General features: G+C 65.3%; 23 protein-coding genes. 9 read left to right on the forward strand and 14 right to left on the reverse strand.

What is annotated here, in order from left to right:
* Window positions 1-58: 58 nt before the first annotated feature.
* The 7 genes from moaA to HUX88_RS15060 all read right to left on the reverse strand — a co-directional run bounded on the left by moaA (window position 59) and on the right by HUX88_RS15060 (window position 9,151).
* Complete coding sequence (gene moaA, locus HUX88_RS15030; RefSeq protein WP_176362301.1) at window positions 59-1,033, reverse strand: GTP 3',8-cyclase MoaA; 975 nt, start codon at window positions 1,031-1,033, stop codon at window positions 59-61.
* Window positions 1,034-1,152: 119 nt separating this feature from the next.
* The gene (locus tag HUX88_RS15035) at window positions 1,153-1,899 is read right to left on the reverse strand and encodes a peptidylprolyl isomerase (RefSeq protein WP_176362302.1); all 747 of its coding nucleotides are present in this window, start codon (window positions 1,897-1,899) and stop codon (window positions 1,153-1,155) included.
* A gap of 10 nt (window positions 1,900-1,909) precedes the next feature.
* Window positions 1,910-2,593 (reverse strand): respiratory nitrate reductase subunit gamma, encoded by a 684-nt coding sequence (gene narI / locus HUX88_RS15040; protein ID WP_117011050.1) that lies wholly within the window; start codon window positions 2,591-2,593, stop codon window positions 1,910-1,912.
* A gap of 10 nt (window positions 2,594-2,603) precedes the next feature.
* The gene (narJ, locus tag HUX88_RS15045; protein ID WP_176362303.1) at window positions 2,604-3,284 is read right to left on the reverse strand and encodes a nitrate reductase molybdenum cofactor assembly chaperone; all 681 of its coding nucleotides are present in this window, start codon (window positions 3,282-3,284) and stop codon (window positions 2,604-2,606) included.
* A complete protein-coding gene (gene narH, locus HUX88_RS15050) occupies window positions 3,277-4,833 on the reverse strand; it encodes a nitrate reductase subunit beta (RefSeq protein WP_117011052.1) in 1,557 nt (518 codons plus the stop codon). Before narH ends, narJ begins: the two co-directional genes overlap by 8 nt.
* A complete protein-coding gene (locus HUX88_RS15055) occupies window positions 4,830-8,537 on the reverse strand; it encodes a nitrate reductase subunit alpha (RefSeq protein ID WP_161089183.1) in 3,708 nt (1,235 codons plus the stop codon). Before HUX88_RS15055 ends, narH begins: the two co-directional genes overlap by 4 nt.
* A 170-nt stretch (window positions 8,538-8,707) precedes the next feature.
* Window positions 8,708-9,151, reverse strand: coding sequence for a nitrous oxide reductase accessory protein NosL (locus HUX88_RS15060; protein WP_217916337.1), 444 nt, complete (start codon window positions 9,149-9,151; stop codon window positions 8,708-8,710).
* A 206-nt stretch (window positions 9,152-9,357) separates the two neighbouring features.
* On the opposite strand from HUX88_RS15060, the gene HUX88_RS15065 reads away from it, so the two are divergent.
* From HUX88_RS15065 to HUX88_RS15075, 3 genes are all read left to right on the forward strand, one after another.
* Window positions 9,358-9,744, forward strand: a complete 387-nt coding sequence (locus tag HUX88_RS15065) for a hypothetical protein (RefSeq protein ID WP_176362305.1) — start codon at window positions 9,358-9,360, stop codon at window positions 9,742-9,744.
* 1 nt (window position 9,745) lies between these two features.
* Window positions 9,746-9,964 carry a DUF3079 domain-containing protein gene (locus HUX88_RS15070; RefSeq protein WP_117011055.1) on the forward strand — a complete coding sequence of 73 codons (219 nt, stop codon included), beginning with the start codon at window positions 9,746-9,748 and terminating at the stop codon, window positions 9,962-9,964.
* Between the two features lie 341 nt (window positions 9,965-10,305).
* Window positions 10,306-10,785, forward strand: coding sequence for a hypothetical protein (locus HUX88_RS15075; RefSeq protein WP_117011056.1), 480 nt, complete (start codon window positions 10,306-10,308; stop codon window positions 10,783-10,785).
* Between the two features lie 193 nt (window positions 10,786-10,978).
* Here the strand turns inward: HUX88_RS15075 and HUX88_RS15080 are convergent, their stop codons facing one another.
* From HUX88_RS15080 to HUX88_RS15105, 6 genes are all read right to left on the reverse strand, one after another.
* Window positions 10,979-11,641, reverse strand: coding sequence for a carbonic anhydrase (locus tag HUX88_RS15080; RefSeq protein ID WP_117011058.1), 663 nt, complete (start codon window positions 11,639-11,641; stop codon window positions 10,979-10,981).
* Between the two features lie 10 nt (window positions 11,642-11,651).
* Entirely contained in the window at window positions 11,652-12,332 is a 681-nt protein-coding gene (locus HUX88_RS15085) for a Crp/Fnr family transcriptional regulator (protein WP_176362306.1), read from the reverse strand.
* 11 nt (window positions 12,333-12,343) lie between these two features.
* Window positions 12,344-13,762, reverse strand: a complete 1,419-nt coding sequence (hemN, locus tag HUX88_RS15090; protein WP_176362307.1) for an oxygen-independent coproporphyrinogen III oxidase — start codon at window positions 13,760-13,762, stop codon at window positions 12,344-12,346.
* Window positions 13,763-13,775: 13 nt separating this feature from the next.
* Window positions 13,776-15,161 carry a NarK family nitrate/nitrite MFS transporter gene (locus HUX88_RS15095; protein WP_117011064.1) on the reverse strand — a complete coding sequence of 462 codons (1,386 nt, stop codon included), beginning with the start codon at window positions 15,159-15,161 and terminating at the stop codon, window positions 13,776-13,778.
* Window positions 15,162-15,186: 25 nt separating this feature from the next.
* Entirely contained in the window at window positions 15,187-16,455 is a 1,269-nt protein-coding gene (locus HUX88_RS15100; RefSeq protein WP_117011066.1) for a nitrate/nitrite transporter, read from the reverse strand.
* A gap of 198 nt (window positions 16,456-16,653) precedes the next feature.
* On the reverse strand, window positions 16,654-17,049 hold the full coding sequence (locus HUX88_RS15105) for an Rrf2 family transcriptional regulator (RefSeq protein ID WP_176362308.1): 396 nt from the start codon (window positions 17,047-17,049) through the stop codon (window positions 16,654-16,656).
* A 185-nt stretch (window positions 17,050-17,234) separates the two neighbouring features.
* Here HUX88_RS15105 and HUX88_RS15110 point away from each other — a divergent pair, with 185 nt between their 5' ends.
* The 6 genes from HUX88_RS15110 to HUX88_RS15135 all read left to right on the forward strand — a co-directional run bounded on the left by HUX88_RS15110 (window position 17,235) and on the right by HUX88_RS15135 (window position 24,857).
* Window positions 17,235-19,502 carry a nitric-oxide reductase large subunit gene (locus tag HUX88_RS15110; RefSeq protein ID WP_117011068.1) on the forward strand — a complete coding sequence of 756 codons (2,268 nt, stop codon included), beginning with the start codon at window positions 17,235-17,237 and terminating at the stop codon, window positions 19,500-19,502.
* Between the two features lie 56 nt (window positions 19,503-19,558).
* Window positions 19,559-19,825, forward strand: a complete 267-nt coding sequence (locus tag HUX88_RS15115) for a DUF2249 domain-containing protein (protein WP_117011069.1) — start codon at window positions 19,559-19,561, stop codon at window positions 19,823-19,825.
* 131 nt (window positions 19,826-19,956) lie between these two features.
* Window positions 19,957-21,378 carry a copper-containing nitrite reductase gene (gene nirK, locus HUX88_RS15120; RefSeq protein WP_176362309.1) on the forward strand — a complete coding sequence of 474 codons (1,422 nt, stop codon included), beginning with the start codon at window positions 19,957-19,959 and terminating at the stop codon, window positions 21,376-21,378.
* The gene (locus HUX88_RS15125) at window positions 21,375-22,181 is read left to right on the forward strand and encodes a formylglycine-generating enzyme family protein (RefSeq protein ID WP_117011073.1); all 807 of its coding nucleotides are present in this window, start codon (window positions 21,375-21,377) and stop codon (window positions 22,179-22,181) included. The genes nirK and HUX88_RS15125 overlap by 4 nt, the downstream gene beginning before the upstream one ends.
* Window positions 22,178-22,756 (forward strand): SCO family protein, encoded by a 579-nt coding sequence (locus HUX88_RS15130; protein WP_176362310.1) that lies wholly within the window; start codon window positions 22,178-22,180, stop codon window positions 22,754-22,756. The genes HUX88_RS15125 and HUX88_RS15130 overlap by 4 nt, the downstream gene beginning before the upstream one ends.
* Before the next feature lie 73 nt (window positions 22,757-22,829).
* Window positions 22,830-24,857, forward strand: a complete 2,028-nt coding sequence (locus HUX88_RS15135) for a M13 family metallopeptidase (protein WP_176362311.1) — start codon at window positions 22,830-22,832, stop codon at window positions 24,855-24,857.
* A gap of 101 nt (window positions 24,858-24,958) precedes the next feature.
* Here HUX88_RS15135 and HUX88_RS15140 read toward each other — a convergent pair whose 3' ends face one another.
* On the reverse strand, window positions 24,959-25,786 hold the full coding sequence (locus tag HUX88_RS15140; protein ID WP_176362312.1) for an endonuclease/exonuclease/phosphatase family protein: 828 nt from the start codon (window positions 25,784-25,786) through the stop codon (window positions 24,959-24,961).
* Window positions 25,787-25,836 lie beyond the last annotated feature (50 nt).

Here is a 25,836-nt window from a genome sequence, read left to right on the forward strand (position 1 = left end):
ACACTAGACATGGCTTTCTCCGATAATCTCAACAGCAATGACGCGAGTATACACGCCCCTAGCCGCCGGTTTGCGACATGAAACGCACGATCTTCTCCGGCTGGCGGCCGAAGTCGTGCTGTTCGGGCTTGAGTTCGATGGCATCGCGGATCGCCTGTTCCAGCTCGGCGTCGCTGGCGCCGCCTCGCAGCAAGGGCGCCAGCGGATATTGCTGTTCCTGGCCCAGGCACAGGTACAAGGTGCCGTCCACCGCCAGCCGCACGCGGTTGCAGGTGGCGCAGAAGTGCTGCGACAGCGGCGTGATGAAGCCGATGCTGGCGCTGCCGTCGGCCGTGGCCCAGTAGCGCGCCGGTCCGCCGCCCAGCTCCAGCGCCTGCGGCACCAGGCCGAACTTCTCGGCCAGGCGCTGCTGCACCGGCGCCAGGTTCAGGTAGGCGGTGTTGCGGCCGGTCTCGCCCATCGGCATGACCTCGATCAGGCGCAGCACGAACTGCTCTTCGATGCAGAACGCGGCCATGGCGTCGATCTCGGCATCGTTGACGCCGCGCATGGCGACCATGTTGATCTTGATCGGCGCCAGGCCGGCGGCCTTGGCGGCCTGCAGGCCGTCCAGCACCGACGGCAGGCAGTCGCGCCCGGTGATGCCGGCCATGCATTCGCGGTCCAGGGTGTCGAGGCTGACGTTGACGCGGGTGATGCCGGAGGCGGCCAGCGCCTCGGCGTGGCGCGCCAGGCGGGTGCCGTTGGTGGACAATGACAGGTCGCGCACGCCGTCCAGGCTGGACAGGCGGCTGGCCAGTTGCGGCAGGTTGCGGCGGGTCAGCGGCTCGCCGCCGGTGAGGCGCACGCGCGAGGTGCCCAGCCGGGCGAAGGCCGCCACGACCCGCTCGATCTCGTCGAAGGTGAGCCAGTCGGGAGGGTCCTCGTAGCCCTTGTAATCCTTGGGCATGCAGTAGGTGCAGCGCAGATCGCAACGATCGGTGACCGAGACCCTCAGATAGTCGATCGATCGACCAAACCTGTCGCTTAACATCGCCGCTCTCCTGTGATAGATGGTGTGATGTCATTGTAGCGGCAGGGCCGCGTCCTGCCACTGCGCATGACGGCTTAGCGGCCCTAGTCCTAAGTGACTAGGACCGCGTCAGGGAAGTCCTACTGCACCAGCGGCGACTGCGCGCCCTCGAGCTCGACGCCGGCGATGTCGGCCCGGCCCACCAGGATGTGCAGGTACTGGTGCAAGGCGCGCTGCCACGACTGGCGGCGCAGCTCGTCGGCGATCTGGGCGTGGACGGCCGAGAATGGCACCACCTCGCCCTCCACCCGGCGCCGGGCCTGCACGATGTGCAGGCCGAAGCGGGTTTCCAGCAGCCGTCCAGCCAGCTCGCCCGGTTGCAACCTGAACAGCAGTTCGTCGAACTCCGGCACGCACTGGCCGCGCGCCAGCTGGCCCAGGCTGCCGCCGACCGCGCCCGACGGGCAGTTCGAGTACTGGCGCGCCAGTTCCTCGAAGCGCTCGGGGCGGGCCTGCAGCTCGGCCAGGATCAGCTCGGCCGTCTGGCGCAGCAGCTCCAGCGGCGCGGCCGGGGTCACCTGGAACAGGATGTGGCGCGCCTCGACCAGGTCGCCGCTGCGGAAGCGCTGCGGCTGACTGAGGTAGTAGCGCAGGCAGCTGTCCTCGTCCGTTTCCGGCACCGTGACTTCCTGCGCGAACAGGGCCTCGATGCGCTGGTCGTCGTCCTCGCCGGCGATGCCCAGCCGGTCCGCTTCCTGCAACAGCACGGTGCGCAGCACCACTTCGTGCACCGCCTGGCGCAGCGGGTTGTCCGCCTGCGCCTGGTGCGGCAGTTCCGCCTCGATGGCGCTGTCGTCGATGTCGACGCCGTTGACTGCGATACCCATGATTCTCTCCTTAGCGTGGACGCACCAGTTGATAGGCGCGGCTCAGGTAGGTGATGGCGCCGAAGCCGCTCCACACGTGCACCAGGCGGGTGAACGGGAAGATGGCGAACAGCGACATGCCCATGAACAGGTGCAGCTTGAACACCAGCGGCGCCTCCTCGATGAAGCCGGCGGCGTCGCCGCGCAGCGTGACCACGTGCTGGGCCCAGGTCATCAGCAGCACCATCATGTGGCCGTCCATGTGCGAGGCCGAGGCGAAGATCGAGGACAGGCCCAGCAGCAGCGTGGCCAGCAGCCAGCACAGCACCAGCTTGTCCTTGAAGGTGCTGCGGGCACGGACGCGCTCGTTGCTCAGGCGGCGCGCGATCAACATCAGCAGGCCGACCAGGCACAGCGAGCCCATCACGCCGCCGGCCACCATCGCCACCAGCTGCTTGGCGCCGTGGGTGACGCCCAGCGTGTCCCACACCCACACCGGGGTCAGCAGGCCGGCCATGTGGCCGAAGAACAGGCCCAGCACGCCGATGTGGAACAGCGGGCTGCCCAGCCGCAGCATGCCGTTGTTGAGCGTCTGGCTGGACTCGGACTTCCAGCTGTACTGCTCGCGGTCGAAGCGGATCAGGCTGCCGACCAGGAAAATCGCCAGCGCGATGTAGGGATAGATGCCGAATAAAAATTGATGTACGTAGTTCATGGTGTGCTCCTCAATGACGCTGTGGCGCCGCCGCCTTCGGATAAAAATGGACCGGATGTGCGCCGCCGGCCAGCGTGGGCGCCAGCAGCGGTTCGATGCCGTCGGCGCCGGGGCCGAAGGTTTCCAGCGCCTCGTCCATGTCGCGCACCGGCGGTTCGGCCAGTTCCTCGGCCGCCACCGGCGACACGGTCTCCAGCAGCTCGAACAGGCCGGCGTACGGGCTGCCGTTGGCGCGCAGCTTGCGGCCGATGTAGGCCAGCACGTGGATGGCGTCGCCCAGCATGCGCTCGGCCTGCTCCTGCTCCAGCTGCGACAGGAACTCCAGGAACAGCGGCACGTAGTCCGGCAGGTCGTTGCCGACCATCTGCATGCCGTTCTTGCTGTATTCGGCCAGCAGGTCGACCATGGCCTGGCCGCGGTCGCGCGACTCGCCGTGGATGTGCTCGAACAAGTGCAGCGAGTGCGACGGGTTGCGGTCGAACGTCATCACATACTGTTGCTGCAGGTCGATCAGCGGGGTGCGCCGCAGGTGCTGCAGCAAGCCCTCCACCGCCGCGTGCCACCGCGGCAGCCTGTCCTGAAGGCGCTGCTCCAGCTCCGGCAGTTCGGCCAGCAGCTCCGGCTCCGGGTACAGCAGCAGGGCCGACAGCATGCTGTAGCCGAAAGCTCCGCTTTGGTCATGGTCAGACATCGAGGTTCTCCTTTTTCTTGCGCGATTTCGGCATCGACATGAAGATCTCCGAGCCGTGCTTGCGTTTGCCGAACAGGCTGGCGTCGCTGACGCCGTCCGAGCAGCCGTTGCCGAAGCTGAAGCCGCAGCTGCCCTTCTCGTTGAAGCTGTCCTCGGCCATTTCCTTGTGGCTGCTCGGGATCACGAAGCGGTCCTCGTAGTTGGCGATGGCCATGATGTGGTACATGTCCTCGACCATCTCCGGCTCCAGCCCGACCTGCTTGAGCACCTCCAGGTCCGGGCCCGGCCCGACGTGCTTGCTGCGCATGTAGGCGCGCATCGCAAGCATGCGGTCCAGCGCGCGGATCACCGGCTGCTGGTCGCCCGCGGTCAGCAGGTTGGCCAGGTATTGCACCGGGATGCGCAGGCTGGCGGTGTCCGGCAGGATGCCGTTCTTGCCCATGCGGCCCGATTCGGCGGCGGCCTGGATCGGCGACAGCGGCGGGATGTACCACACCATCGGCAGCGTGCGGTATTCCGGATGCAGCGGGAACGCCACCTTCCACTCCACCGCCATCTTGTACACCGGCGAACGCTTGGCCGATTCCAGCCACGAGTCCGGAATGCCCTGGCGGCGCGCCTCTTCGATCACGGCGGGATCGTGCGGATCGAGGAACAGGCCCAGCTGCGACGGATACAGGTCGCGCGGATCGGCCACCGAGGCCGCCTGCTCGATCTTGTCGGCGTCATACAGCAGCACGCCGAGGTAGCGGATGCGGCCGACGCAGGTTTCCGAGCACACGGTGGGCTGGCCCGCCTCGATGCGCGGGTAGCAGAAGGTGCACTTCTCGGCCTTGCCGGACGACCAGTTGTAGTAGATCTTCTTGTACGGGCAGCCGGAGATGCACATGCGCCAGCCACGGCACTTGTCCTGGTCGATCAGCACGATGCCATCGTCCTCGCGCTTGTACACCGATCCGGATGGGCACGAGGCGACGCAGGTCGGATTGAGGCAATGCTCGCACAGGCGCGGCAGGTACATCATGAAGGTGTTCTCGAAGGTGCCGTACATTTCCTTCTGCATGTTGTTGAACAGCGCGTCCTGGCTGCGCTGGGCGAATTCGCCGCCCAGGTCGTCCTCCCAGTTCGGGCCCCACTCGATCTTCTCCATCTTCTTGCCGGTCAGGACGGAGATCGGACGGGCGGTCGGCGGCGTCTCCGACAGCGGCGCGTTCTGCAGGCGCTCGTAGTCGTAGGTGAACGGCTCGTAGTACTCGTCGATCTGCGGCAGGTTCGGGTTGGCGAAAATCTGGGCCAGGATCTTCAGGCGGCTACCCTGGCGCGGCTCGATCTTGCCCGCGTCGGTGCGGCGCCAGCCGCCGTTCCACTTGTCCTGGTTTTCCCACTGCTTCGGATAGCCGATGCCGGGCTTGGTCTCGACGTTGTTGAACCAGGCGTACTCGACACCGTCACGGCTGGTCCACACGTTCTTGCATGTGACCGAGCAGGTGTGGCAGCCGATGCACTTGTCCAGGTTCAGCACCATGCCGATTTGTGCGCGAATTTTCATGCTTTGCTCCCTGTCTGTTCCTTCAACGGGCCTTCGAGCCAGTCGACCTTGTTCATCTTGCGCACCAACACGAATTCATCGCGGTTGGAGCCGACCGTGCCGTAGTAGTTGAAGCCCCACGACAGCTGCGCGTAGCCGCCGATCATGTGGGTCGGCTTGGTGACGGCGCGCGTCACCGAGTTGTGGATGCCGCCCCGCTTGCCCGACATCTCCGCGCCGGGCACGTTGATGATCTTTTCCTGTGCGTGGTACATCAGCGTCATCCCTTCCGGCACCCGCTGGCTGACGATGGCGCGGGCGGTCAGCGTACCGTTGACGTTGAACACCTCGATCCAGTCGTTGTCGACGATGCCGGCCGCCTTGGCGTCGGTCTCCGACAGCCACACGTGCGGACCGCCGCGCGACAGCGTGAGCATGCGCAGGTTGTCCGAGTAGGTGGAGTGGATACCCCACTTCTGGTGCGGCGTGATGAAGTTCAGCGCGATCTCCTTGTTGCCGTTCGGCTGGGCGCCCAGCATGGCCGCCGTGGTCTTGGTGTTGATCGCCGGCTTGTACACGCACAGCCCCTCGCCGAAATCGCGCATCCAGCGGTGATCCTGGTAGAACTGCTGGCGGCCCGTCAGCGTGCGCCAGGGGATCAGTTCGTGCACGTTGGTATAGCAGGCGTTGTAGCTGACTTCTTCCGACTCCAGGCCCGACCAGGTCGGCGAGGAGATGATCTTGCGCGGTTGGGCCTGCACGTCGCGGAAGCGGATGCTGTCGTGCTCGCGCGGCAGCGCCAGGTGGGTGTGGTCGCGTCCGGTGATCTTGGACAGCGCGTCCCAGGCCTTGACCGCCACGTGGCCGTTGGTCTCCGGCGCCAGCGACAGGATCATCTCGGCCGCGTCGATGGCGGTGTCCAGGCGCGGCTGGCCGTGGCCGACGCCGGGCTCGGTCACCGTGCGGTTGATGCCGCGCAGGACCTCGACCTCGTGGCCGGTCTTCCAGCTGATGCCCTTGCCGCCGTTGCCGATCTTCTCCAGCAGCGGGCCGATCGAGGTGAACTTCTGGTAAATCTTGGTGTAGTCGCGCTCGATCACGGTGAAGTTGGGCATGGTCTTGCCCGGAATCGGCTCGCACTCGCCGGCGCGCCAGTCCTTCGGATCGAACGGTTGGCCCAGTTCGCCCGGGGTATCGTGCATCAGCGGGGTCAGCACCAGATCCTGCTGGGTGCCGAGGTAGGCGCCGCCGATTTCCTCGAACTTCTTGGCGATGCCCTTGTAGATCTCCCAGTCCGACTTCGACTGCCACAGCGGCTGCACGGCCTCCGACAGCGGGTGGATGAAGGGGTGCATGTCGGACGTGTTCAGGTCGTCCTTCTCGTACCAGGTGGCGGTCGGCAGCACGATGTCGCCGTACAGGCAGGTGGTGGACATGCGGAAGTCCAGCACCACCAACAGGTCCAGCTTGCCTTCGGCGGCGGGACGCACCTTGACGTCGCGCGGCTTGATGCAGTGGTCCTCGTCGCTCATCAGCGCGTTCTGCGTGCCCAGCAAGTACTTCAGGAAGTACTCGTGGCCCTTGCCCGAACTGCCCAGGATGTTGGAGCGCCACACGAACATATTGCGCGGGAAGTTGGCTGGATTGTCCGGATCGTCGCAGGAGAATTCCAGTTTCTTGTCCTTGATCTGGCCGACCGCGTAGTCGACCGGGCTCATGCCTGCGGCGGCGGCGGCGCGGGTCACTTCCAGCGGGTTGGTCTGCAGCTGCGGCGCCGATGGCAGCCAGCCCAGGCGTTCGGCCTTGGCGTTGTAGTCCAGCAGCGTCATCGGTGCGACGTCGGGACCGGCGGTCGGCGAGGCGATTTCCTCGGTGTGCAGCTTTTCGTGGCGCCACTGGCTGGTGTGCGCGTAGAAGAACGAGGTGCCGTTCATCTGGCGCATCGGACGGTTCCAGTCCTGGGCGAACGCCAGCGGGGTCCAGCCGGTCTGCGGACGCAGCTTTTCCTGGCCCACGTAGTGCGCCCAACCGCCGCCCGATTGGCCGACGCAGCCGCACATCATCAGCATGTTGATGATGCCGCGATAGGTCATGTCCATGTGGTACCAGTGGTTCAGCGCGGCGCCGACGATGACCATGCTCTTGCCACGGGTCTGGTCGGCGTTCTCGGCGAACTGGCGGGCCACGGTGATCACATCGGCAGCCTTGACGCCGGTGTGCTTGACTTGCCAGGCCGGGGTGTAAGGCACGTCGTCCTCGTAGCTGGTGGCGACGTTGCCGCCGCCCAGGCCACGGTCGATGCCGTAGTTGGCCATCGTCAGGTCGAACACGGTGGTGACCAATGCGGTGCTGCCGTCGGCCAGCGTCAGGCGCTTGACCGGGACGTTGCGCATCAGCAGATCGCTGGCGTCCTTGCCGCCGAAGTAGGCGAAGCCGACCGGCAGGACCTCATCGCTGCAGCCGATCAGCGACAGCAGCGGATCGACCGGCGCGTTGTTGCCACCCTCTTTCATCTCCAGGTTCCACTTGCCGGACTCGCCCCAGCGGAAGCCGATCGAACCGGCAGGCGCCACGATGCGGCCGCTGGCCTCGTCGATGACCAGGGTTTTCCAGTCCGGGTTGTTGGTCTCGTCGAGGTTGTTAGCCAGGTGGGAGGCGCGCAGGAAGTATTCGGGCGCCAGCGTGCCGTTCTGTTCTTTCAACAGCACCAGCATCGGGAAGTCGGTGTACTGCTTGGCGTATTCCTTGAAGTAGGCCGACTGGTGCTCGGTGTGGTATTCCTTCAGGATCACGTGGCCCATGGCCATCGCCAGCGCGGCGTCGGTGCCCTGCTTGGGCGCCAGCCAGATGTCGCCGAACTTGGCCATCTCGCCGAAGTCGGACGACACCGCCACCGTCTTGGTGCCCTTGTAGCGCACCTCGGTGTAGAAATGGGCGTCGGGGGTGCGGGTCATCGGCACGTTCGAGCCCCAGACCATCAGGTAGGTCGAGTTGTACCAGTCGGCCGATTCCGGCACGTCGGTCTGCTCGCCCCACACCTGCGGGCTGGCTGGCGGCAAGTCGCAGTACCAGTCGTAGAAGCTCAGCGCCACGCCGCCGATCAGCGACAGGTAGCGTGTGCCGGCAGCGTAGCTGACCATGGACATGGCGGGAATCGGCGAGAAGCCGACGATGCGGTCCGGGCCGTATTTCTTGATCGTCAGCGCGTTGGCGGCGGCGATCATCTCGTTGCTTTCCTCCCAGGTGGCGCGCACGAAGCCGCCGAGGCCGCGCACCGACTTGTACAGCGCTGCGCGTTCAGGATTCTGGCTGATGTAGTCCCAGGCGGTGACCGGGTCCATGGTCTTGCGCGCTTCGCGCCACATTTCCATCAGGCGGCCACGCACCATCGGGTACTTGACCCGCTGGGCCGAATACACGTACCACGAATAGCTGGCGCCGCGTGGGCAGCCGCGCGGCTCGTGGTTGGGCAGGTCGGGACGGGTGCGCGGATAATCGGTTTGTTGCGTTTCCCAGGTGATCAGCCCGTTCTTCACATAGACTTTCCAGCTGCACGAGCCGGTACAGTTGACGCCGTGCGTGGAGCGCACGATTTTATCGTGCTGCCAACGTTGGCGATAGGCGTTTTCCCAGGTGCGATCCTCGTGCACGACGGCGCCGTGCCCGTCGGAAAAGGTCGATACCGTTTTATTGAAGAACTTCAGGCGATCCAGAAAGTGACTCATGCTGCCTCCTAACTTGCACCCGGCGGCAACCGGGCATGCGGTCGCATGCAACATGCATGGACTCGACGATGATTGCAGTCTAGGGAAGGCAACGCCTCGTGTGAATCGGCAAGAAGGTGGCTGCGGGGCGTGAGAAGGACTAGGGGGACTACGCCGAAGTGACTAGTTCGTCAAAAGCGGGAGCAGTTGCCGCCGGCGCAGGTGGCCAGCAATTCGTGGTAGCTGAGCAGGCGGCCTTGCTCCGCCTCGGCGGCGTTGTCGGCGTAGGCCAGCAGCGATGCGGACGCGCCCCGCTCGCGCCGGCCGTAGCGCGCGCCCGCCGCCGCCAGCCAGCGGCCGTCGGCCGCGCGCACGTAGACGCCGCGCACCATGCCCGGCTGCTCCATCGCGCCCAGCTGTGCAAACATGGCATCCAGACTACAGAAACGCAGCACCAGTCCGCTGTCGTAGCGGATCTGCCCTTCGATGGCGCGCGCCGCCGGCGCATCGCATTGCGCGGCGCGTGCCTGCACGAGTGGCCCGGTGTGCGGGCCATAATTCGTCAGCATCACGCCGGCCGCGCCGGCGGTCAACGCCAGCGCCAGCAGATACGCCGGGCGGTCGATCAAGCTCATCATCATTGTCCTTTCAACGCGGCCGCAGTGGGGGCCACGCTGTCATTATTCGCCGCCGCTGGTGCGCGCGTCCTTAACCTGGGTCATGGAATTTCGGCGCGGATCTAAGGCAAACTGACTACCTCGACTAGTCATTCATGGCAATGGGCAGCTGGACCGGCGCGGGTTATACATACAACCTGGATCACCGACCATTGAGGAACAGTATGAATATCGCCACATTTGAAGAATTGCTCGTCGCCGCCACCCTGCAGCCGGAGCCGCAGCGCCTGCTGCTGGCCTTTGCCGTCGCCGAGCCGGAACCGGACCTGCCGCCCGGCGCGCCGGCCCGCACGACGCTGGTGCCGGTCATGTGCGTGGACAAGCAGGTGGGCGAGCTCGACACGTTTGCCAATCTTGCCGAGGAAGCCAAGGGCATGGGCCAACCGTGGGACGTGCTGCTGATCACCACCCTGTCCGGCAAGCAGGGGCGCCTGCCCGCCCCGCAGCAAACCGACGCCGCGCTGAACAAGATGCTGGGCGCCATCCAGCAAGGCCAGATGGACCGCTTCCTGGCGTTCGACCGCAGCGGCGAGTTGATGAGCTACGCCTGACATGGCCAAGATCTTCCCGATACGTCCGGCCAAGCCCGAGCTGATCTGCTGGGGCTGCGACCGCTACTGCCCCGCCGACAACATGATCTGCGGGAACGGCTCGGACCGCACCCAGCATCCGGTGGAGCTGTTCGGCGAAGGCTGGGAGACCTTCGGCCTGAATGCGCAGGATGTGCAACCTGCTGACGAGCCAAAGCAACCACCTGCGGACAAGCCATAGCAACCCGCCGCTGAAAAGCAGCAGGTGGTCGCAAATTGCGGTCACTTCTCAAGGCTGAGTTCACAGGCTGGCACAACGCGCGACAGCCGCTCCGTTGCGGACCTCTGCCGGGACCGCGACGTCTGCATGGGGCATGTCAAAATCAGCGATGGTCTAACTCAGTCTACTCCGGGCCACCTACGTCTATTCCGGTCTAAAAGAACTAGTGGTACGTCGAGAACCGTCTAAAAAATCCACGGCGAGAGTCTAATTTAGTCCAGCTCTATGAGGCATAACACTAAAACAACCCAATTTTCAATTCATCGGTCCAATCTTTAGACACCTCTCGAAAGGACTGAACCATGGCATACGAACCGAAGCAACCGATATACCTGCCCGTCGCTGTTTTTTTGGACCTTGAATTCCACCTAATGGACACACGTCCTGGCGCCAAGCCGGAGACCTTTATTACGGAACTTGTGCAACGCTGGTTGGCGGTGGATAAAGAGCGGTTCGCACTACGCAGGAACGGCCAGCCAACGCGCGGTTTCCAGTGGAAGAATATATTCCTTCCCGACGGAACCAGTCTGCGAACCTGCCACAGCGATAACATTGAATTCGCCAAAGTGGTGGGTGACCATATCGTTTCCGACGATGGAACATTGTTGACGCCATCGTTGTTCGCCAACCGCCACGCGAAGGGACGCAACGCATGGCGCTTTGTGTGGCTGCGTTTTCCCGGCGATGATTATTGGATCCGCGCCGCCGAGTGCCGAGCACGCTTTGACAATCTGCAGCAACAGCGGTCTACCGGCCACACCACAACGTCCAAGATGGTCTAATCTGCCCAGGGCGACGGACTAATTCGGTCTACGAGTTTCCTGCGAAAGGCGAATTCAGTCTAAAAAATATGGCGCCTCATCGATTCTGGACTCCATTAGACCGAACTCGCCCCGTTTCGGACAAATTAGACTGAACGTGAAAAAGGAGCCCCCCTGCGGGGTCCAAGACATCCGGCTGAGCGAGCGATCGCGCTCAGGCAGCCATCGCGTCGCGCGCGTTCAGCGGGCAGACCAGCGGCAGGAACTGTTGGCGGCGTGGCGAGTAGGCCATCAGCGCGCCGCTCTGCAGGTCGAAGTACCAGCCGTGCAGCTTGAGCTTGCCCTCGTCCACGCGGCGCTTGAGCCACGGATAGGTCAGCAGGTTATCCAGCGACAGTAGGATGCTGGCTTGTTCGCAAGCGTGGTGCTGCTCGGCGCTGCTGTGATGGGCCAAATCGCGCCGCACACGTTCGGCGACCGGCTGGGCGATCCGCATCCATTGGCCGACGAAATCGGTCTCGCGCTGCGCCGGACGCGGCGCCAGCAAGGCGCGAATGCCGCCGCAGCCGGCGTGGCCCAGCACGATCACCCGCTCCACCTCCAGCTCGCACACGGCAAACTCGATCGCCGAACTGACACCGGCCGACGCCGTCGGCGTGCATGGCGGCACCAGGTTGGCGATATTGCGCACCACGAAAATGTCGCCCGGATCGCTCCCGGTCAGCAGCACCGGATCGACCCGCGAATCGCAGCAGCCGATCAGCAGCGTGCGCGGGCGCTGGCCCGCGCGCAAGGTGCCGTACGGGCTGTCGCTGTTGTTGAAATACTGCTGTTGAAAGCGGCCAAAGCCGCTGATGAATTTTTCGATATCTTCCATGATAAGTCCCTCAGGCCGCGCAGCGGCGCAGCGCCGGCACGTCGAGCACCTGGACCTTGCGGCCCTTGAAGGCGATCATATGCTGCGTGCTCAGGTCGGCCAGGATGCGCGAGAAGTGCTCGGGCGTCAGGTTCAGGCGCGAAGCCAATACAGCCTTGGTGGCGGGCAGCGTCAACTGGCCGCCGTCTTCCTCCGGCAACTCCTTGAGCAGATAGCCCGCCACGCGCTGGGTGCCGGAGCGCAGCGAGAACGACTCCATGTCGCACATCAGGCTGTGCATGCGCTGGCTCAGGCCGGCCAGCATCTTGCAGGCGAATTCGGGATCGTTGTGAATCTCGCGGTAGATCGCCGGCTTGGCCACGTGCAGCAGCAGCGTGTCGTCGGTGGCCGTGGCCGAGACGATGTACGGGCTGCCCATGAACATCAGCGCCTCGCCGAAGCTCTGGCCGGGACCGATCAATTCGATCACCTTCTCGCCGCCGGCCAGCGAGGTGAACGCCAGCTTGACCTGGCCATACACCACCTGGTGAAAACCGATGCACGGATCGCCGCGCTGGAAGATGGTGCCGCCCCGTTCCACCCGCACCTCCGTGGTGCCGAGCGCGATGCGCGACAGCTCTTCCGGCCCCATCGAGTTAAACAGCGGCACCCGCGCCAGGAAGGCTTGCACTTTGATCTTGTTCTTTTCCATCGCCATATTCCTCAAATGGTACGCGAATAGCGCAGCGGCTGCGGCCCTTCAACGGGCGGCGCGTGCAGGTAGCGGTCGAACGCCATGCAGATATTGCGGATCAGCAGGCGCCCGCGCATCTTCACGCGCAAGCCCTTGCTGCCAATGCACAGCAAGCCCTCTTCCTCCAGCGGCTTGAGCCGCTCCAGCTCGGGCGCGAAATACTCGGCCGCGCTCACGCCTTCCGGCAATGCCAGGCTGGCGTAGTCCAGTTCGAAATCGCACATCAGCTGGCCGATCACGGCCCGGCGCAGCATGTCGTCCTCGGTCAGCACGATGCCGCGCGCGATCGGCAGTTCGCCCTTGTCCAGCCGCTCGTAGTAGGCCGACAGCACCTTCTCGTTCTGGCTGTAGCTGGCGCCCACCGCGCTGATGGCCGACACGCCCAGCGCCACCATCGGCGCGTCCGCATGCGTGGAATAGCCCTGGAAGTTGCGCTGCAACTTGCCTTCGCGCTGGCTGCGCGCCAGGTCGTCGTCCGGCAGCGCGAAATGGTCCATGCCGATGTAGACATAGCCCGCCTCCGTCAGCCGCTCGATGCACAGGCCCAGCATGGCCAGCTTGGTTTCGGCGTCCGGCAGGTCGTCGCTGGAAATGAGGCGCTGCGACTTGAACAGCTGCGGCATGTGCGCGTAGTTGTAGACCGCGATCCTGTCCGGTCTGGCGGCGACGATCTTGTCCAGCGTCGGCCCGAAGCTGGCCACGCTTTGCAGCGGCAGGCCGTAGATCAGGTCCACGCTGATCGAGCGGAAGCCGCAGTCGCGCGCGGCCTGCAGCACATCCATCGTTTCCTCGTAAGACTGGATGCGGTTGACCGCCTGCTGCACCGCCGGATCGAAATCCTGGATGCCCAGGCTGACCCGGTTGAAACCCTGGCGGCGCAAGGTCGCGATGCGGGCCGGCGTGACCGTGCGCGGATCGACCTCGATGGAGAACTCGCCCTCCTCGTCCGGCGCGAAATCGAAATGCCCGCGCAGATTGGCCAGCAATTCGCTCATCTGCTCGTCGCTCAGGTAGGTCGGCGTGCCGCCGCCGAAGTGCAGCTGGTCCACCCGCCGGTGGCCGGACAGCAGGCCCGCCTGCAAGGCGATCTCGCGGTACAGGTAGTACAGGTACTCGACCGCCTTCTCCTTGTCCTGCGTGATGATCTTGTTGCAGCCGCAGTAGTAACACAGCGACGCGCAGAACGGGATGTGCACATACAGCGACATCGGCACGGCCGGATCGACGCTGGCGACGGCGGCGCGGTACTGCTCCGCGCCGAAGCCGCCGACGAAGCGGTCGGCCGTCGGGTAGGAGGTGTAGCGCGGCCCCATCTGGTTCAACTTGCGCACCAGCGCGGCGTCGAATTCGACGGACGGGGTCAGGGCGATCACTCTGGCGGATGGCATGGTAAAACTCCAATTAGCAAGGCATGGCCGCGTTCTTGCGGGCGTAGCACCACCAGGTGATGGCGATGCAGCTGACGTAGAACGCGATGAAGCACCACAGCGCGGCGTCGGGACCGCCGGTCATGGCGATCGAAGTGCCGTAGCTCTTCGGAATGAAGAAGGCGCCGTAGGCGGCCACGGCCGAAGTGAAGCCCAGCACGGCCGCGCCTTCCTTGTTGGCGTCGATGATGGCTTGCTGCTGCACGGCGGCAGGCTGGCCGGCGGCGGCGCGTTGACGTTCGGTCAGGAAGATCACGGGAATCATGCGGAAGGTCGAGGCGTTGCCGACGCCGGTGCCGGCGAACAGCAGCATGAACATCCAGAAGAAGCCGGTGAAGTTGCCGCCCGTGCCGCCATGCGGCAGGAAGGTGATGACGCCATATACGGCGCCGATCATGGCCGCGAAGGTCCAGACGGTCACGCGGGCGCCGCCCAGCTTGTCGGAGATGATGCCGCCGACCACACGGGCCAGCGCGCCGACCAGAGGGCCGAGGAAGGCATATTGCAGCGGATTGACATCAGGGAACTGGGTCTTGATCAGCAGCGGGAAACCAGCCGAGTAGCCGATGAACGAGCCGAAGGTGCCGGTGTAGAGCCAGCACATCAGCCAGTTGTGCTTGCGCTTGAAGATCACGGCCTGGTCGGCGAACGATGCCTTGGCCGATGCCAGGTCGTTCATGCCGAACCATGCCAGCAGGCTGCTGACAACGATGAACGGCACCCAGATGAAGCCGGCGTTCTGCAACCACATGGTGGTGGTGTGACCAGCCTTGGTGGCGGTCTGCGCGTCGCCGCCGATGGCGCCGAACACGCTGGCGGTGATCACCAGCGGCACGACGAACTGCACCGCCGACACGCCCAGGTTGCCCAGGCCGGCGTTCATGCCCAGCGCGTAGCCCTTCTGCGCTTTAGGGAAGAAGAAGCTGATGTTCGCCATCGACGAGGCGAAATTGCCGCCGCCAAAGCCGCACAGCAGCGCCAGCACCAGCATGGTCGGGTAGCCGGTGGTGACGTCCTGCACCGCGAAGCCGATGCCGATGGCCGGGATCAGCAGCGAGGCGGTGGAGATGGTGGTCCACTTGCGGCCGCCGAAGATCGGCACCATGAAGGAATAGAAAATCCGCAGCGTGGCGCCGGACAGGCCGGGCAAGGCCGTCAGCCAGAACAGCTGGTTGGTGCTGTACTGGAAGCCGATGGCCGGCAGGTTGACCACCACCACGCTCCACACCATCCACACCGCGAAGGCCAGCGCCAGCGCGGGAATCGAAATCCACAGGTTGCGGTTGGCGGTGGTGCTGCCGCCGCTGCCCCAGAACGTGGGGCTCTCTGGCTCCCACGTGTTGATCATATATTTGCTCATCATTTTCTCCTTGAATAATTGGGGCTCAGGCAGCGGCCGCGCCGGCCAGCGGCTGCGGTGCCGCCGTCGGGCGGAACGAGTAATGCATCCAGACCAGCGAGACGCAGACGGTGCCGTACAACAGCATGAAGGCGCTCGAACGCACACCGGTCAGGTCCAGCAGCGCGCCGAACATGATCGGCAGCACGAAGCCACCCAAACCGCCGGCCAGGCCGACCACGCCGGACACGGCGCCGATGTTGTCGCTGAAATCGTCACCGATGAATTTGAAGACCGAGGCCTTGCCGATCGCCATGGCGGTGCCGACGATGAACAGCAGGCCGGTGAACATCCATGGGGACAGGGCCAGCGTCAGCTGCAGGTCGCCGTGGGTGGTCTTGACGATCATCGCGGTGGGCGGATACGACAGCAGGAAGAAGCAGATCCAGCACACCCACATCACCCACCAGGTGACCTTGTAGGCGCCGTAGCGGTCGGCGATCCAGCCGCCCAGGGCGCGCAGCACGCCGCCAGGCAGCGAGAAGCAGGCGGCCAGCAGCGCGGCCAGGCGCAGGTCGAAGCCGTATTCGCCCACGTAGTATTTGGTCATCCACAGCGCCAGGCCGACGTAGCCGCCGAACACCACCGAGTAATATTGACAATAGCGCCATACGCGGCGGTCCTTCAGCACCTTGAGCTGCTCCGAGAACGGCACGCTGGCGCCGCTCTGGTGCGACGGGTCGGTGGCCGAGAACACCCAGAACAGCAGCGCCGTGACCAGCATGGCGATGGCGTACACGGTGGGCAGCGCTTGCCAGCCCCAGGCCGCGATGATGGCCGGGGCCACGAACTTGGTCAGCGCCGAGCCGGAATTGCCGGCGCCGAAGATGCCCATCGCCAGGCCGCGCCGCTCACGGGAGAACCAGCGCGCCACGTAGGGCGTGCCGACCGAGAACGAGCCGCCGGCCAGGCCGATGAACAGGCCCAGCACCAGGAACTGCCAGTAGGCGGTGGCCAGGCCGATCAGGTAGATGGCCGGCACGGTGGCCAGCATCAGCAGGAAGAACACGATGCGGCCACCGTATTTGTCGCACCAGATGCCCAGCGGGACACGCACCAGCGAGCCGCTCAACACGGGCATGGCGGCCAGCAGGCCGAATTCGGTTTCATTCAGGCCGAGCATCTTCTTGATGGGGATGCCCAGCACGGCGAACATCATCCAGATCGCGAAACAGATCGTGAACGACACGGTGCTGCTCACCAGCACCTGTACTGCTTTGTTATTGTTAGACACTTTCAATCTCCTGACGGACATGGGGATGGCATCAGCGTAAGCGTTGCGGCGGCGCCCGGCTATCGGCAGGACGGCCAGAACGGCAAGGCAATCAGGCTAGCGCCCTAGTCCGAAAGAACTAGGCCGGGACCAGGCCGGCCGTGGCGGCGGGCGTGGCGGGCGTGGCGGGCGTGGCGCCGCCCGCAGCGATGGCGCCGGCGCCGGCGTCGGGCGGACAGGTCAGGTCAGGTCGGCCAGCGTGACCGCGTCCAGCGCGGTCAGGTAGGCGCCCACGGCTTGGCCCAGCATGCCCTGCACGCAGCAGCGGCCCGCGTACACGCAGGTGGCGCGGCGGGCGTCGAAACAATCGGCCACGTGGAAATCCGGCTCGCTGGCCCGCACCACCTCGCCGATGCGGATCTCCTCTGCCGGCCGCGCCAGCTCGACGCCGCCGTGCCGCCCGCGCACGGTGCGGATCACGCCCGTCAAGCCCAGCTCATACACCACCTTGGTCAGATGGTGCTTGGACATGCCGTGGCGTTCGGCGATTTCGGCGATGGTCACCAGCCGGTCGCGCTGGCCCGCCAGGTAGATCAGCGTGCGCAGGGTGTAGTCGGTAAAGGCGGTCAGACGCATGGTCAGCTCCAGTGAAGACGGCAGCGCCATTATTCATGCATCCAAAATATTTGTTCATAACTTGGATCAAGAAAAACTGGAATCGAATATACATGTTTAAACGGCGCGCCTAGAATCGGCCCTGTCGATCCGGTCCATGCCGGTTCGCGCACCACTCCATCTAGCCAACAATAAGGAACCATGCCATGCACGCCACACGCAAGCTCTGGACCTGGCTCGCCGTCATCTGCGCCCTCTCCTTCGCCGTCCTCGGCTGGGTGGGTGCGGAAATCTACCTGACCGCGCCGCCCATCCCCAAACACATCATCAGCGCGGACGGCAGCATGCTGTTCGACGAAGGCCAGGTCGACCGCGGCCAGCAGGCCTGGCTCTCGGCCGGCGGCCAGCAGCTGGGCACCGTCTGGGGCCACGGCAGCTATGTCGCCCCCGACTGGTCGGCCGACTGGCTGCACCGCGAGGCGCTGGCGCTGCGCCAGATCTGGGCCAAGCGCGACTTCGGCGCCAACTTCGACGACCTGAGCAAATCCAACCAGGCGGCGCTGAACGCGCGTCTGAAGGAAGAAATGCGCCGCAACACCTATGATTCGGGCCGCGACACCATCGTGCTGTCGGCCGACCGCGCCGCCGCCGTGCGCGAAGTGGCGCGCCACTACATGGACCTGTTCGGCGACAACCGCGCGCTGGACCATCTGCGCGAACAATATGCGATGAACGCCAACTCGCTGCCCGATCCGGACGACCTGAAGGCCTTGCCGGCCTTCGTGTTCTGGTCGGCCTGGGCCGCCGGCACCGACCGTCCCGGCTCGGTGGACCTGAGCTACACCAGCAACTGGCCGCATGAGCCGCTGATCGACAACCGTCCAAGCGCCGGCGCCGGCATCTGGTCGATCGCCAGTATCATCCTGATGATCGGCGCCATCGCCGCCATGGTGATGGTCCACTCGGCCGCCAAGGAAGAAGCCGATCCCGTCCCGCCGAAGACCGACCCGCTGTTCAACCTGAAGCCCACGCCATCGATGTTGGCGACCAAAAAATACTTCTTCGTCGTCATCGGCCTGATCCTGGCCCAGGTCGGCATGGGCGTCATCACCGCCCACTACGCGGTCGAAGGCCACAGCTTCTTCGGCTACCCGCTGGCGCAGATCCTGCCGTTCGTGGTCAGCCGCACCATCCACACCCAGTTCGCCGTGCTGTGGATCGCCACCGCCTGGCTGGCCACCGGCCTGTACATCGCGCCGGCCATCTCCGGCCACGAGCCCAAGTTCCAGAAACTGGGCGTGAACGTGCTGTTCTACGCGCTGTTGTTCATCGTGGTCGGCTCGACCGCCATGGGCTGGCTCGGTTCGCTGCAACACAAGGGCACTGCGTTCGCCTTCTGGATCGGCAACCAGGGCCTGGAATTCACCAGCATGGGCCGCATCTGGCAAATTCTGCTGTTCATCGGCCTGCTGTTCTGGGTCACGCTGCTGGGCCGCGCGCTGTGGCCTGCGCTGGTCAAGAAATCGGAAAGCCGTGGCCTGATCGTCATGGTGTTCCTGGCCGCGCTGTGCATCGGCGGCTTCTACGCCACCTCGCTGACCTGGGGCCAGCACACCCACTACTCGATGATCGAATACTGGCGCTGGTGGCTGGTGCACCTGTGGGTGGAAGGCTTCTTCGAAGTGTTCGCCACCGCCGTCATCGCGCTGCTGTTCACCCGCCTGGGCCTGATCCGCGCCTCGACCGCCAACAGCGCCATCGTGCTGGAAACCATCGTGTTCCTGTTCGGCGGCATCCTGGGCACCCTGCACCACCTGTACTTCACCGGCACGCCGACCTTCGTGATCGCCATCGGCGCCATGTTCTCGGCGCTGGAAGTGGTACCGCTGTCGATGATCGGCGTCGAAGCCTGGCGCAACTACCAGCGTTCGAAGGCCGCCCCATGGGTTGCCACCTACAAGTGGTCGATCCTGTGCTTCATCGCGGTCGGCTTCTGGAACACCGTCGGCGCCGGCCTGCTGGGCTTCTCGATCAACACCCCGATCGCCCTGTACTACATGCAAGGCCTGAACATGACGGCGGCCCACGGCCACGCCGCGCTGTTCGGTGTGTACGGCATGCTGGGCATCGGCCTGCTGCTGTTCTGCCTGCGCGGCCTGTGCGACCGCATGGCCTGGTCCGACTCGCTGCTCAAGGTCATGTTCTGGTGCCTGAACATCGGCCTGGCGATGATGGTGTTCATCTCGCTGGTGCCCGCCGGCCTGTACCAGGCCTGGGCCAGCGTCAGCACCGGCATGTGGTTCGCCCGCTCGCCTGAGGTGATCCACTCCAAGCTGATGGAGACCCTGGTCTGGATGCGCGTACCGGGCGACGTGGTGTTCGCCATCGGCACGCTGTTCCTGGCGCTGTTCGCCTGGCGCCTGCTGACCGCGCGCCGTGCCCGCCTGGAGGCCGTGGCCGCCGACCGCGCCTGATCGACTGTACCGCAGGGCGCCCCGGGCGCCCTGCTTTCTTATACAAGGAGTCCACCATGTCCCACGATTGTTCCCAGCCGACCATCCCCGACGGCATCTATCCCTTCGACGCCCGTGGCGTGGCCCGCCGCCTGCGCCACGCCGCCATCTTCGGCGCGCTCGACTCGCTCAACCCCGGCGAGATCATGCGCTTCTGTAACGACCACGACCCGCTGCCGCTGCTGGCCCAGATCCAGCACCGCTACGGCCCGCGCGTGCAGGCCGCCTACCTGGCGCGCGAAGCCGGCCATGTGGTGATCGATTTCCTAGTCACTACGCACTAGTCATCCCGTAGGCCCTGTGTCGTATTTCCGGAATTCCATAATCTAAGTCAAAGAAATTTCCGATTTGTTCCCATAGCATGGACTCGCACTCAGACATGGGTGCGACCCACCAACTACAAGGCGACATAAAAATGAAAACGCAATTGAAACTGGTAGCGGCCGGCCTTGCCAGCGCCGTACTCGCCATGAGCGCCGTGAACGCGGCCACCCCGTCCGAAACCGCTCTGCCGACCATCACCCAAGAACTGCTCGCCCCGCCGCTGCTGCCGCCGCCGATCACCCGCAAGACCCCTGCCAAGGTCGTGGTCAACCTGACCGTCGAGGAAGTCGAGCGCGAAATCGCCCCCGGCACCCGCTACACCTTCTGGACCTTCGGCGGCACCGTGCCGGGCAAGATGATCCGCGTGCGCGAAGGCGACACCGTCGAACTGCACCTGCTCAACCTGCCCGACAACAAGCTGCCCCACAATATCGACCTGCACGCCGTGACCGGCCCGGGCGGCGGCGCCGCGCAAACCCTGATCGCCCCCGGCAACGAAGCCACCTTCACCTTCAAGGCGCTGGCCTCCGGCCTGTACGTGTACCACTGCGCCACCGCGCCGGTCGGCATGCACGTGGCCAACGGCATGTACGGCATGATCCTGGTCGAGCCCAAGGAAGGCATGGCTCCGGTCGACCGCGAATACTACGTGATGCAGGGCGACTTCTACACCAACGGCGCCTACCGCGCGCCCGGCCTGCAGGGCTTCGACATGCAGAAGGCCATCGATGAAAAACCTACCTATGTCGTATTCAACGGCGCCGACGGCGCGCTGACCGGCGCCAACGCGCTGACCGCCAAGGCCAACGAGAAAGTGCGGATGTACTTCGGCGTCGGCGGCCCGAACATCACCTCCAGCTTCCACGTGATCGGCGCCATCTTCGACCGCGTCTACACCGAGGGTGGCACCCACTACCAGGAAAACGTGCAGACCACCATGGTGCCCGCCGGCGGTTCGACCATCGTCGAATTCACGCCGCGCGTGCCGGGCAACCTGACCCTGGTCGACCACTCGCTGACGCGCGCCTTCAACAAGGGCGCCATCGGCCTGTTGGCGGTGAGCGGCCCGGACCGGCCTGAGATCTACAGCAAGGGCATCAAGAAGCCGCTGGCCGGCGCCGCCGCCCCGGTGGCCGCCAAGCCCGCCGCCGCCAAGCCGGCACCGGTCGTGGCCGACCGCGCCCAGCAACTGCGCGGCAAGGCCGTCTACGACAGCAACTGCTCGGCCTGCCACCAGCCCGACGGCAAGGGTGTCGCCGGCGTGTTCCCGCCGCTGGCCAATTCCGACTTCTTCCAGCAACGTCCGTATGAAATGGCGCACATCGTGCTCAACGGACGCAATGGCGAGATCGTCGTCAACGGCGAGCACTACAACGGCGTGATGCCGCCGCAGGACCTCAGCGATGACGACATCGCCGCCGTGATCAACTACGTCGGTGTCGAGCTGAACAAGGGTACGCCTGCGGTCACGCCGGCCCAAGTGCGCGACATGCGCAAATCGCGCCAGCCATGAACGGGCGCGCCGCGATCCGCAGCGCCGTGCTGACGCTGGCCGTGCTGGCCGGCGACGGCATGGCCGGGGATGCCGACTACCGCGCCATCGCCGGCGGCACGCTGCGCAGCGTGCTGCCCGCCGACGGCGTGGCGTCGCCCGCGGTCGTGGCGCCCTATCTGCTGCGCACCCGGCTGGTGACGAACGCGGAATTCTCCGCCTTCGTGCGCCACACGCCGGAATGGCGGCGCGGGCAGGTGCCTGCGCTGCTGGCCGCGCCCAGCTATCTGTCCGGCTGGAGCGGCGCCACCGATTACACGCCACTGGCCGCCGACGCGCCGGTGGTGCACGTGGGCTGGTTCGCCGCGCAGGCGTATTGCGCCTCCGAAGGCGGCCGCCTGCCGCGCTGGTACGAATGGGAGTTCGCGGCCGCCGCCGACGACCACCGCGCCGACGCCCGCGACGATCCGGCCTGGCTGGCCCACATCCTGGGCTGGTACGCCGACGCCGGCAAGCAGCCGCCGCACAGCGTGGCGGCCGGCCAGGCCAACTACTACGGCATCCACGACCTGCATGGGCTGGTGTGGGAATGGGTCGAGGACTACAGCGGCCTGTTCGTCAATGCCGACAGCCGCGCCAGCGGCGACCAGAAACTGCTCGACTACTGCGGCGGCGCCGCCCTGTCGCTGGCCGACCGCCGCAATTACGCAGTATTGATGCGCCTGGCCCTGCTGTCCGCGATGGACGCGCGGCAGGACGGCGCCAACCTGGGCTTCCGCTGCGTGCGCGAGCCCGCCCCTCACGAACAAGGATCACGACCATGAACTACTTCGCTCCCCTGCGCCGCGCCGCTTTGGCCGCCGCGCTGCTACTCCCCATGTACGCCTGGTCGGCCGCCGCGCTGCCCGGCAATTCCGTCTACCACCTCGACGCCACGCTGACCGACGCCGCCGGCCAGCACTTCGCGCTGCACGACATGGCCGGCACGCCGGTGCTCATCACCATGTTCTACGGCGACTGCCACGCGGCCTGCCCGGTCATCATCGAAACGCTCAAGCGCACCGTGGCCGCGCTGGGGCCGGACGGCAAGCGCGTGCGCGTGCTGATGATCAGCCTGGACCCGAAACACGACACGCCGGCCGCGCTGAGCAGCCTGCTGATGATGCACCAGCTCGACCCGGCGCAGTACCGCCTGGTGGCGGCCGGCAGCGACAGCCAGACCCGCGCGCTGGCGGCCACGCTCAACATCAAGTACCGCGTGCTGGAAAGCGGCGAGATCAACCACACCACCCGCATCGCGCTGCTCGACGCCAGCGGCAGCGTGCTGGCCGACACCACCCGGCTCGACGCCGATCCCGATCCCGCGTTCGTCAAGCAGGTGGCCGCGCTGATCAAGTAAAGTTGGTTACTGGCAGGGACTGGTCGGCGGGTATAATCCCGCCCACCGACCAACCCACGTCAGAGGAACCTTCGTGAAACGTACGCTAGCCAGCGCCGCCTGCTGCGCCCTGTTCGCCTTTTCCACCCCGTCGCTGCATGCCCAACAGGCGTCCGGCATCGACCTGAAATCCCTGGACACGACTATCCGTCCCCAGGATGACTTTTATGGCTACGTCAACGGCGTCTGGACCCGCAACACCGACATCCCGGCCGACAAATCGACCTGGGGCACCTACATCGAACTGCGCGAAACCGCGCAAGGCCAGCTGCGCACGCTGATGGACGCGGCCGTCAAGCACCCCGGCAAGCCGGGCAGCGACACGCACAAGATCGCCGACCTGTACACCAGTTTCATGAACGATAAGGCGCGCGACGCCGCCGGCTTCAAGCCCCTGCGGTCCGACCTGGCCCGCGTGGCCGCGCTCAAGGACAAGAAAGACCTGCCGGCGCTGCTGGCCTACCTGCAGCGCAACGGCATCCCGACGCCGTTCTCGGCCCACGTCGCGCCGGATGCGCAGGATCCCGAGCACTACACCATCAACGTCGGCCAGTCCGGCCTGGGCCTGCCCGACCGCGACTACTACCTCAAGGACGACGACGCCAAGCTCAAGGCCGTGCGCGCCAAGTACCTGACGCATATCGAAACCATGCTGGCCATGAGCGGCGACCAGGAAGCCGCCGCCCACGCCGCGCAGATCCTCGACGTCGAGACCCGCCTGGCCGCCGCGCAATGGACCCGCGTGCAGATGCGCGATCCGGTCAAATCCTACAACCGCGTGGCGTTCGACCAGTTCGCCGCGCTGGCGCCGGCCTTCGACTGGCCAGCCTACTTCACCGCCGCCGGCCTGGCGCCGAAGGAATCGTCGGCCGTGGTGCGCCAGCCGAGCTTCCTGACCGGCTTCGCCGACGCCGTCGCCAAGGTGCCGCTGGAATCGTGGAAGAGCTACTTCAACTGGCGCATCATCGAAAGCTACGCCTCCTACCTGGACAGCGCCGCCGTCAAGGAGCGCTTCGCCTTCGAGGGCACGGTGCTGCGCGGTGTGCCTCAGAGCGAACCGCAGTGGCAACTGGCGCTGCGCTTCACCGATGGCGCGCTGGGCGACGCGGTGGGCAAGCTGTACGTGCAGAGGTACCTGCCGCCCGAGACCAAGCCGCGCGTCATGGCCATGTTCAACAACTTCGTGGCCTCGTTCAAGGACGGCATCGACCAGCTGGACTGGATGGGCCCGGAGACCAAGAAGGAAGCCCAGCTCAAGCTGGCGGCGCTGAAGCCGAACATCGCCTACCCGGAAAAATGGCGCGACTACAGCGCCATGAACACCCGGAAGGACGACCTGATCGCCAACGTACGCTCGGCGCGCGCGTGGAGCCGTGCGCGCAACCTGGAAAAACTGGGCAAGACGGTGGACCGTGAGGAATGGTCGATGACGCCGCAGACCGTCAACGCCAGCTACAACCCATCGCTGAACGCCATCACGATTCCTGCCGCGATTTTACAGCCGCCGTTCTTCAACGTGAAGGCCGAGGACGCGGTCAACTACGGCCTGCTGGGCATCACTTTCGGTCACGAGATCAGCCACGCGTTCGACGACTCCGGCAGCCAGTACGACGCCAGGGGCCGCCTGCGCAACTGGTGGACCGTGGAAGACCGCACCGCCTTCAAGGCGCGCGCGGCCGGCCTGGTCAAGCAATACGGCGCCTACAGCCCGGTGCCGGGCTACTTCATCAACGGCGAGCTGACGCTGGGCGAGAACATCGGCGACAACTCGGGTCTGTCGATCACGTACAAGGCGTACCAGCGTTCGCTGGGCGGCAAGCCGTCGCCGGTGCTGGACGGCCTGACCGGCGAGCAGCGCCTGTACATCGGCTTCGCCATGAAATGGCGCGCCAAGCTGCGTCCCGAAGCGGCGATCGCGCAGATCAAGAGCGATCCGCACTCGCCCGGCGAGTTCCGCGCCAAGGGCACGGTGATGAACCAGCCGGGCTTCTACGAAGCGTTCGGCATCAAGCCGGGCGATCCGATGTATCTGCCGCCGGAGCAGCGCGTCATCATGTGGTAAACAAAATTGGGGTCAAGTCTGACATTCGGACACGGCCTCTACTGTAAAGCAGCGTTACAGCAGAGATCGTGTCCGATTGTCAGACTTGACCCCATTGGGCGCTAGCGCAGGCGCAGGCGCGCCACGACCGGGAAGTGGTCCGATGGGTAACGCGCGTCGACCGAGTCGGTGAGGACGGCGTAGCGCAGCACCTGCCACTGCGGGCTGAGGAAGATGTAATCGATGCGCTCGCGGGGCGGCTTGGTGACGTCGAAGTCATTGAAAGTCGCCACCGGTCCATAAGGCGGCGTCTGGCTGATGGCCCTTGCATCGCGCAGCGCGGCGCCGATGGTGGCGTAGGCTTCGCTGTCGGGTGTGCTGTTGAAGTCGCCCATCACGATCAATGGCAATGTCCCCGCCAGCGCGCGGCCGCGTTGCAGCAGCAACTGCGCCGACTCGCGGCGCGCCACCACGCCTTCATGATCGAAATGCGCGTTCAGGACGACGAACACCTGGCCGGTCGGTTTGTCGCGCAGGCGCGCCCAGGTCGCGATGCGTTTGCAGCAGCGCGCGTCCCAACCCATCGACGGCTGCTCGGGCGTGGCGCTGAGCCAGAAATCGCCGTGGTCCTCCAGCGCGAAGCGCGCGCTTCGATAGAAGATGGCTGAGTGTTCGCCGACGTGCTTGCCATCATCGCGGCCAGCGCCGACGCGCGCAAAGTCCCCCAGCGCGTCAAGATCCGTCAATTGATTACCCAAGCCCTCCTGCGTTCCCCAGAGGTCGAACTCGTGATAGCGCACCAGCGCGCGCAAGGCGTCCCTGCGGGCGGACCAGACGTTCTTGCCATCGTTGGGATTATCGAAGCGGAGATTATAGGTAGCCACATTCAGGTCGACCTGAGCAAAGGCCATCGGAGCGAGCAAGAGCAACAGCAAGGCAAGGCGACGCATGGGACTCCTTTCGAAAGAGAAGCTGCATTCTAGCACCGGTGCAAAGCAAC

The organism is Duganella sp. BJB1802, assembly GCF_013369445.1.
Classification (GTDB): Bacteria; Pseudomonadota; Gammaproteobacteria; order Burkholderiales; family Burkholderiaceae_D; genus Rugamonas; species Rugamonas vulcania_A.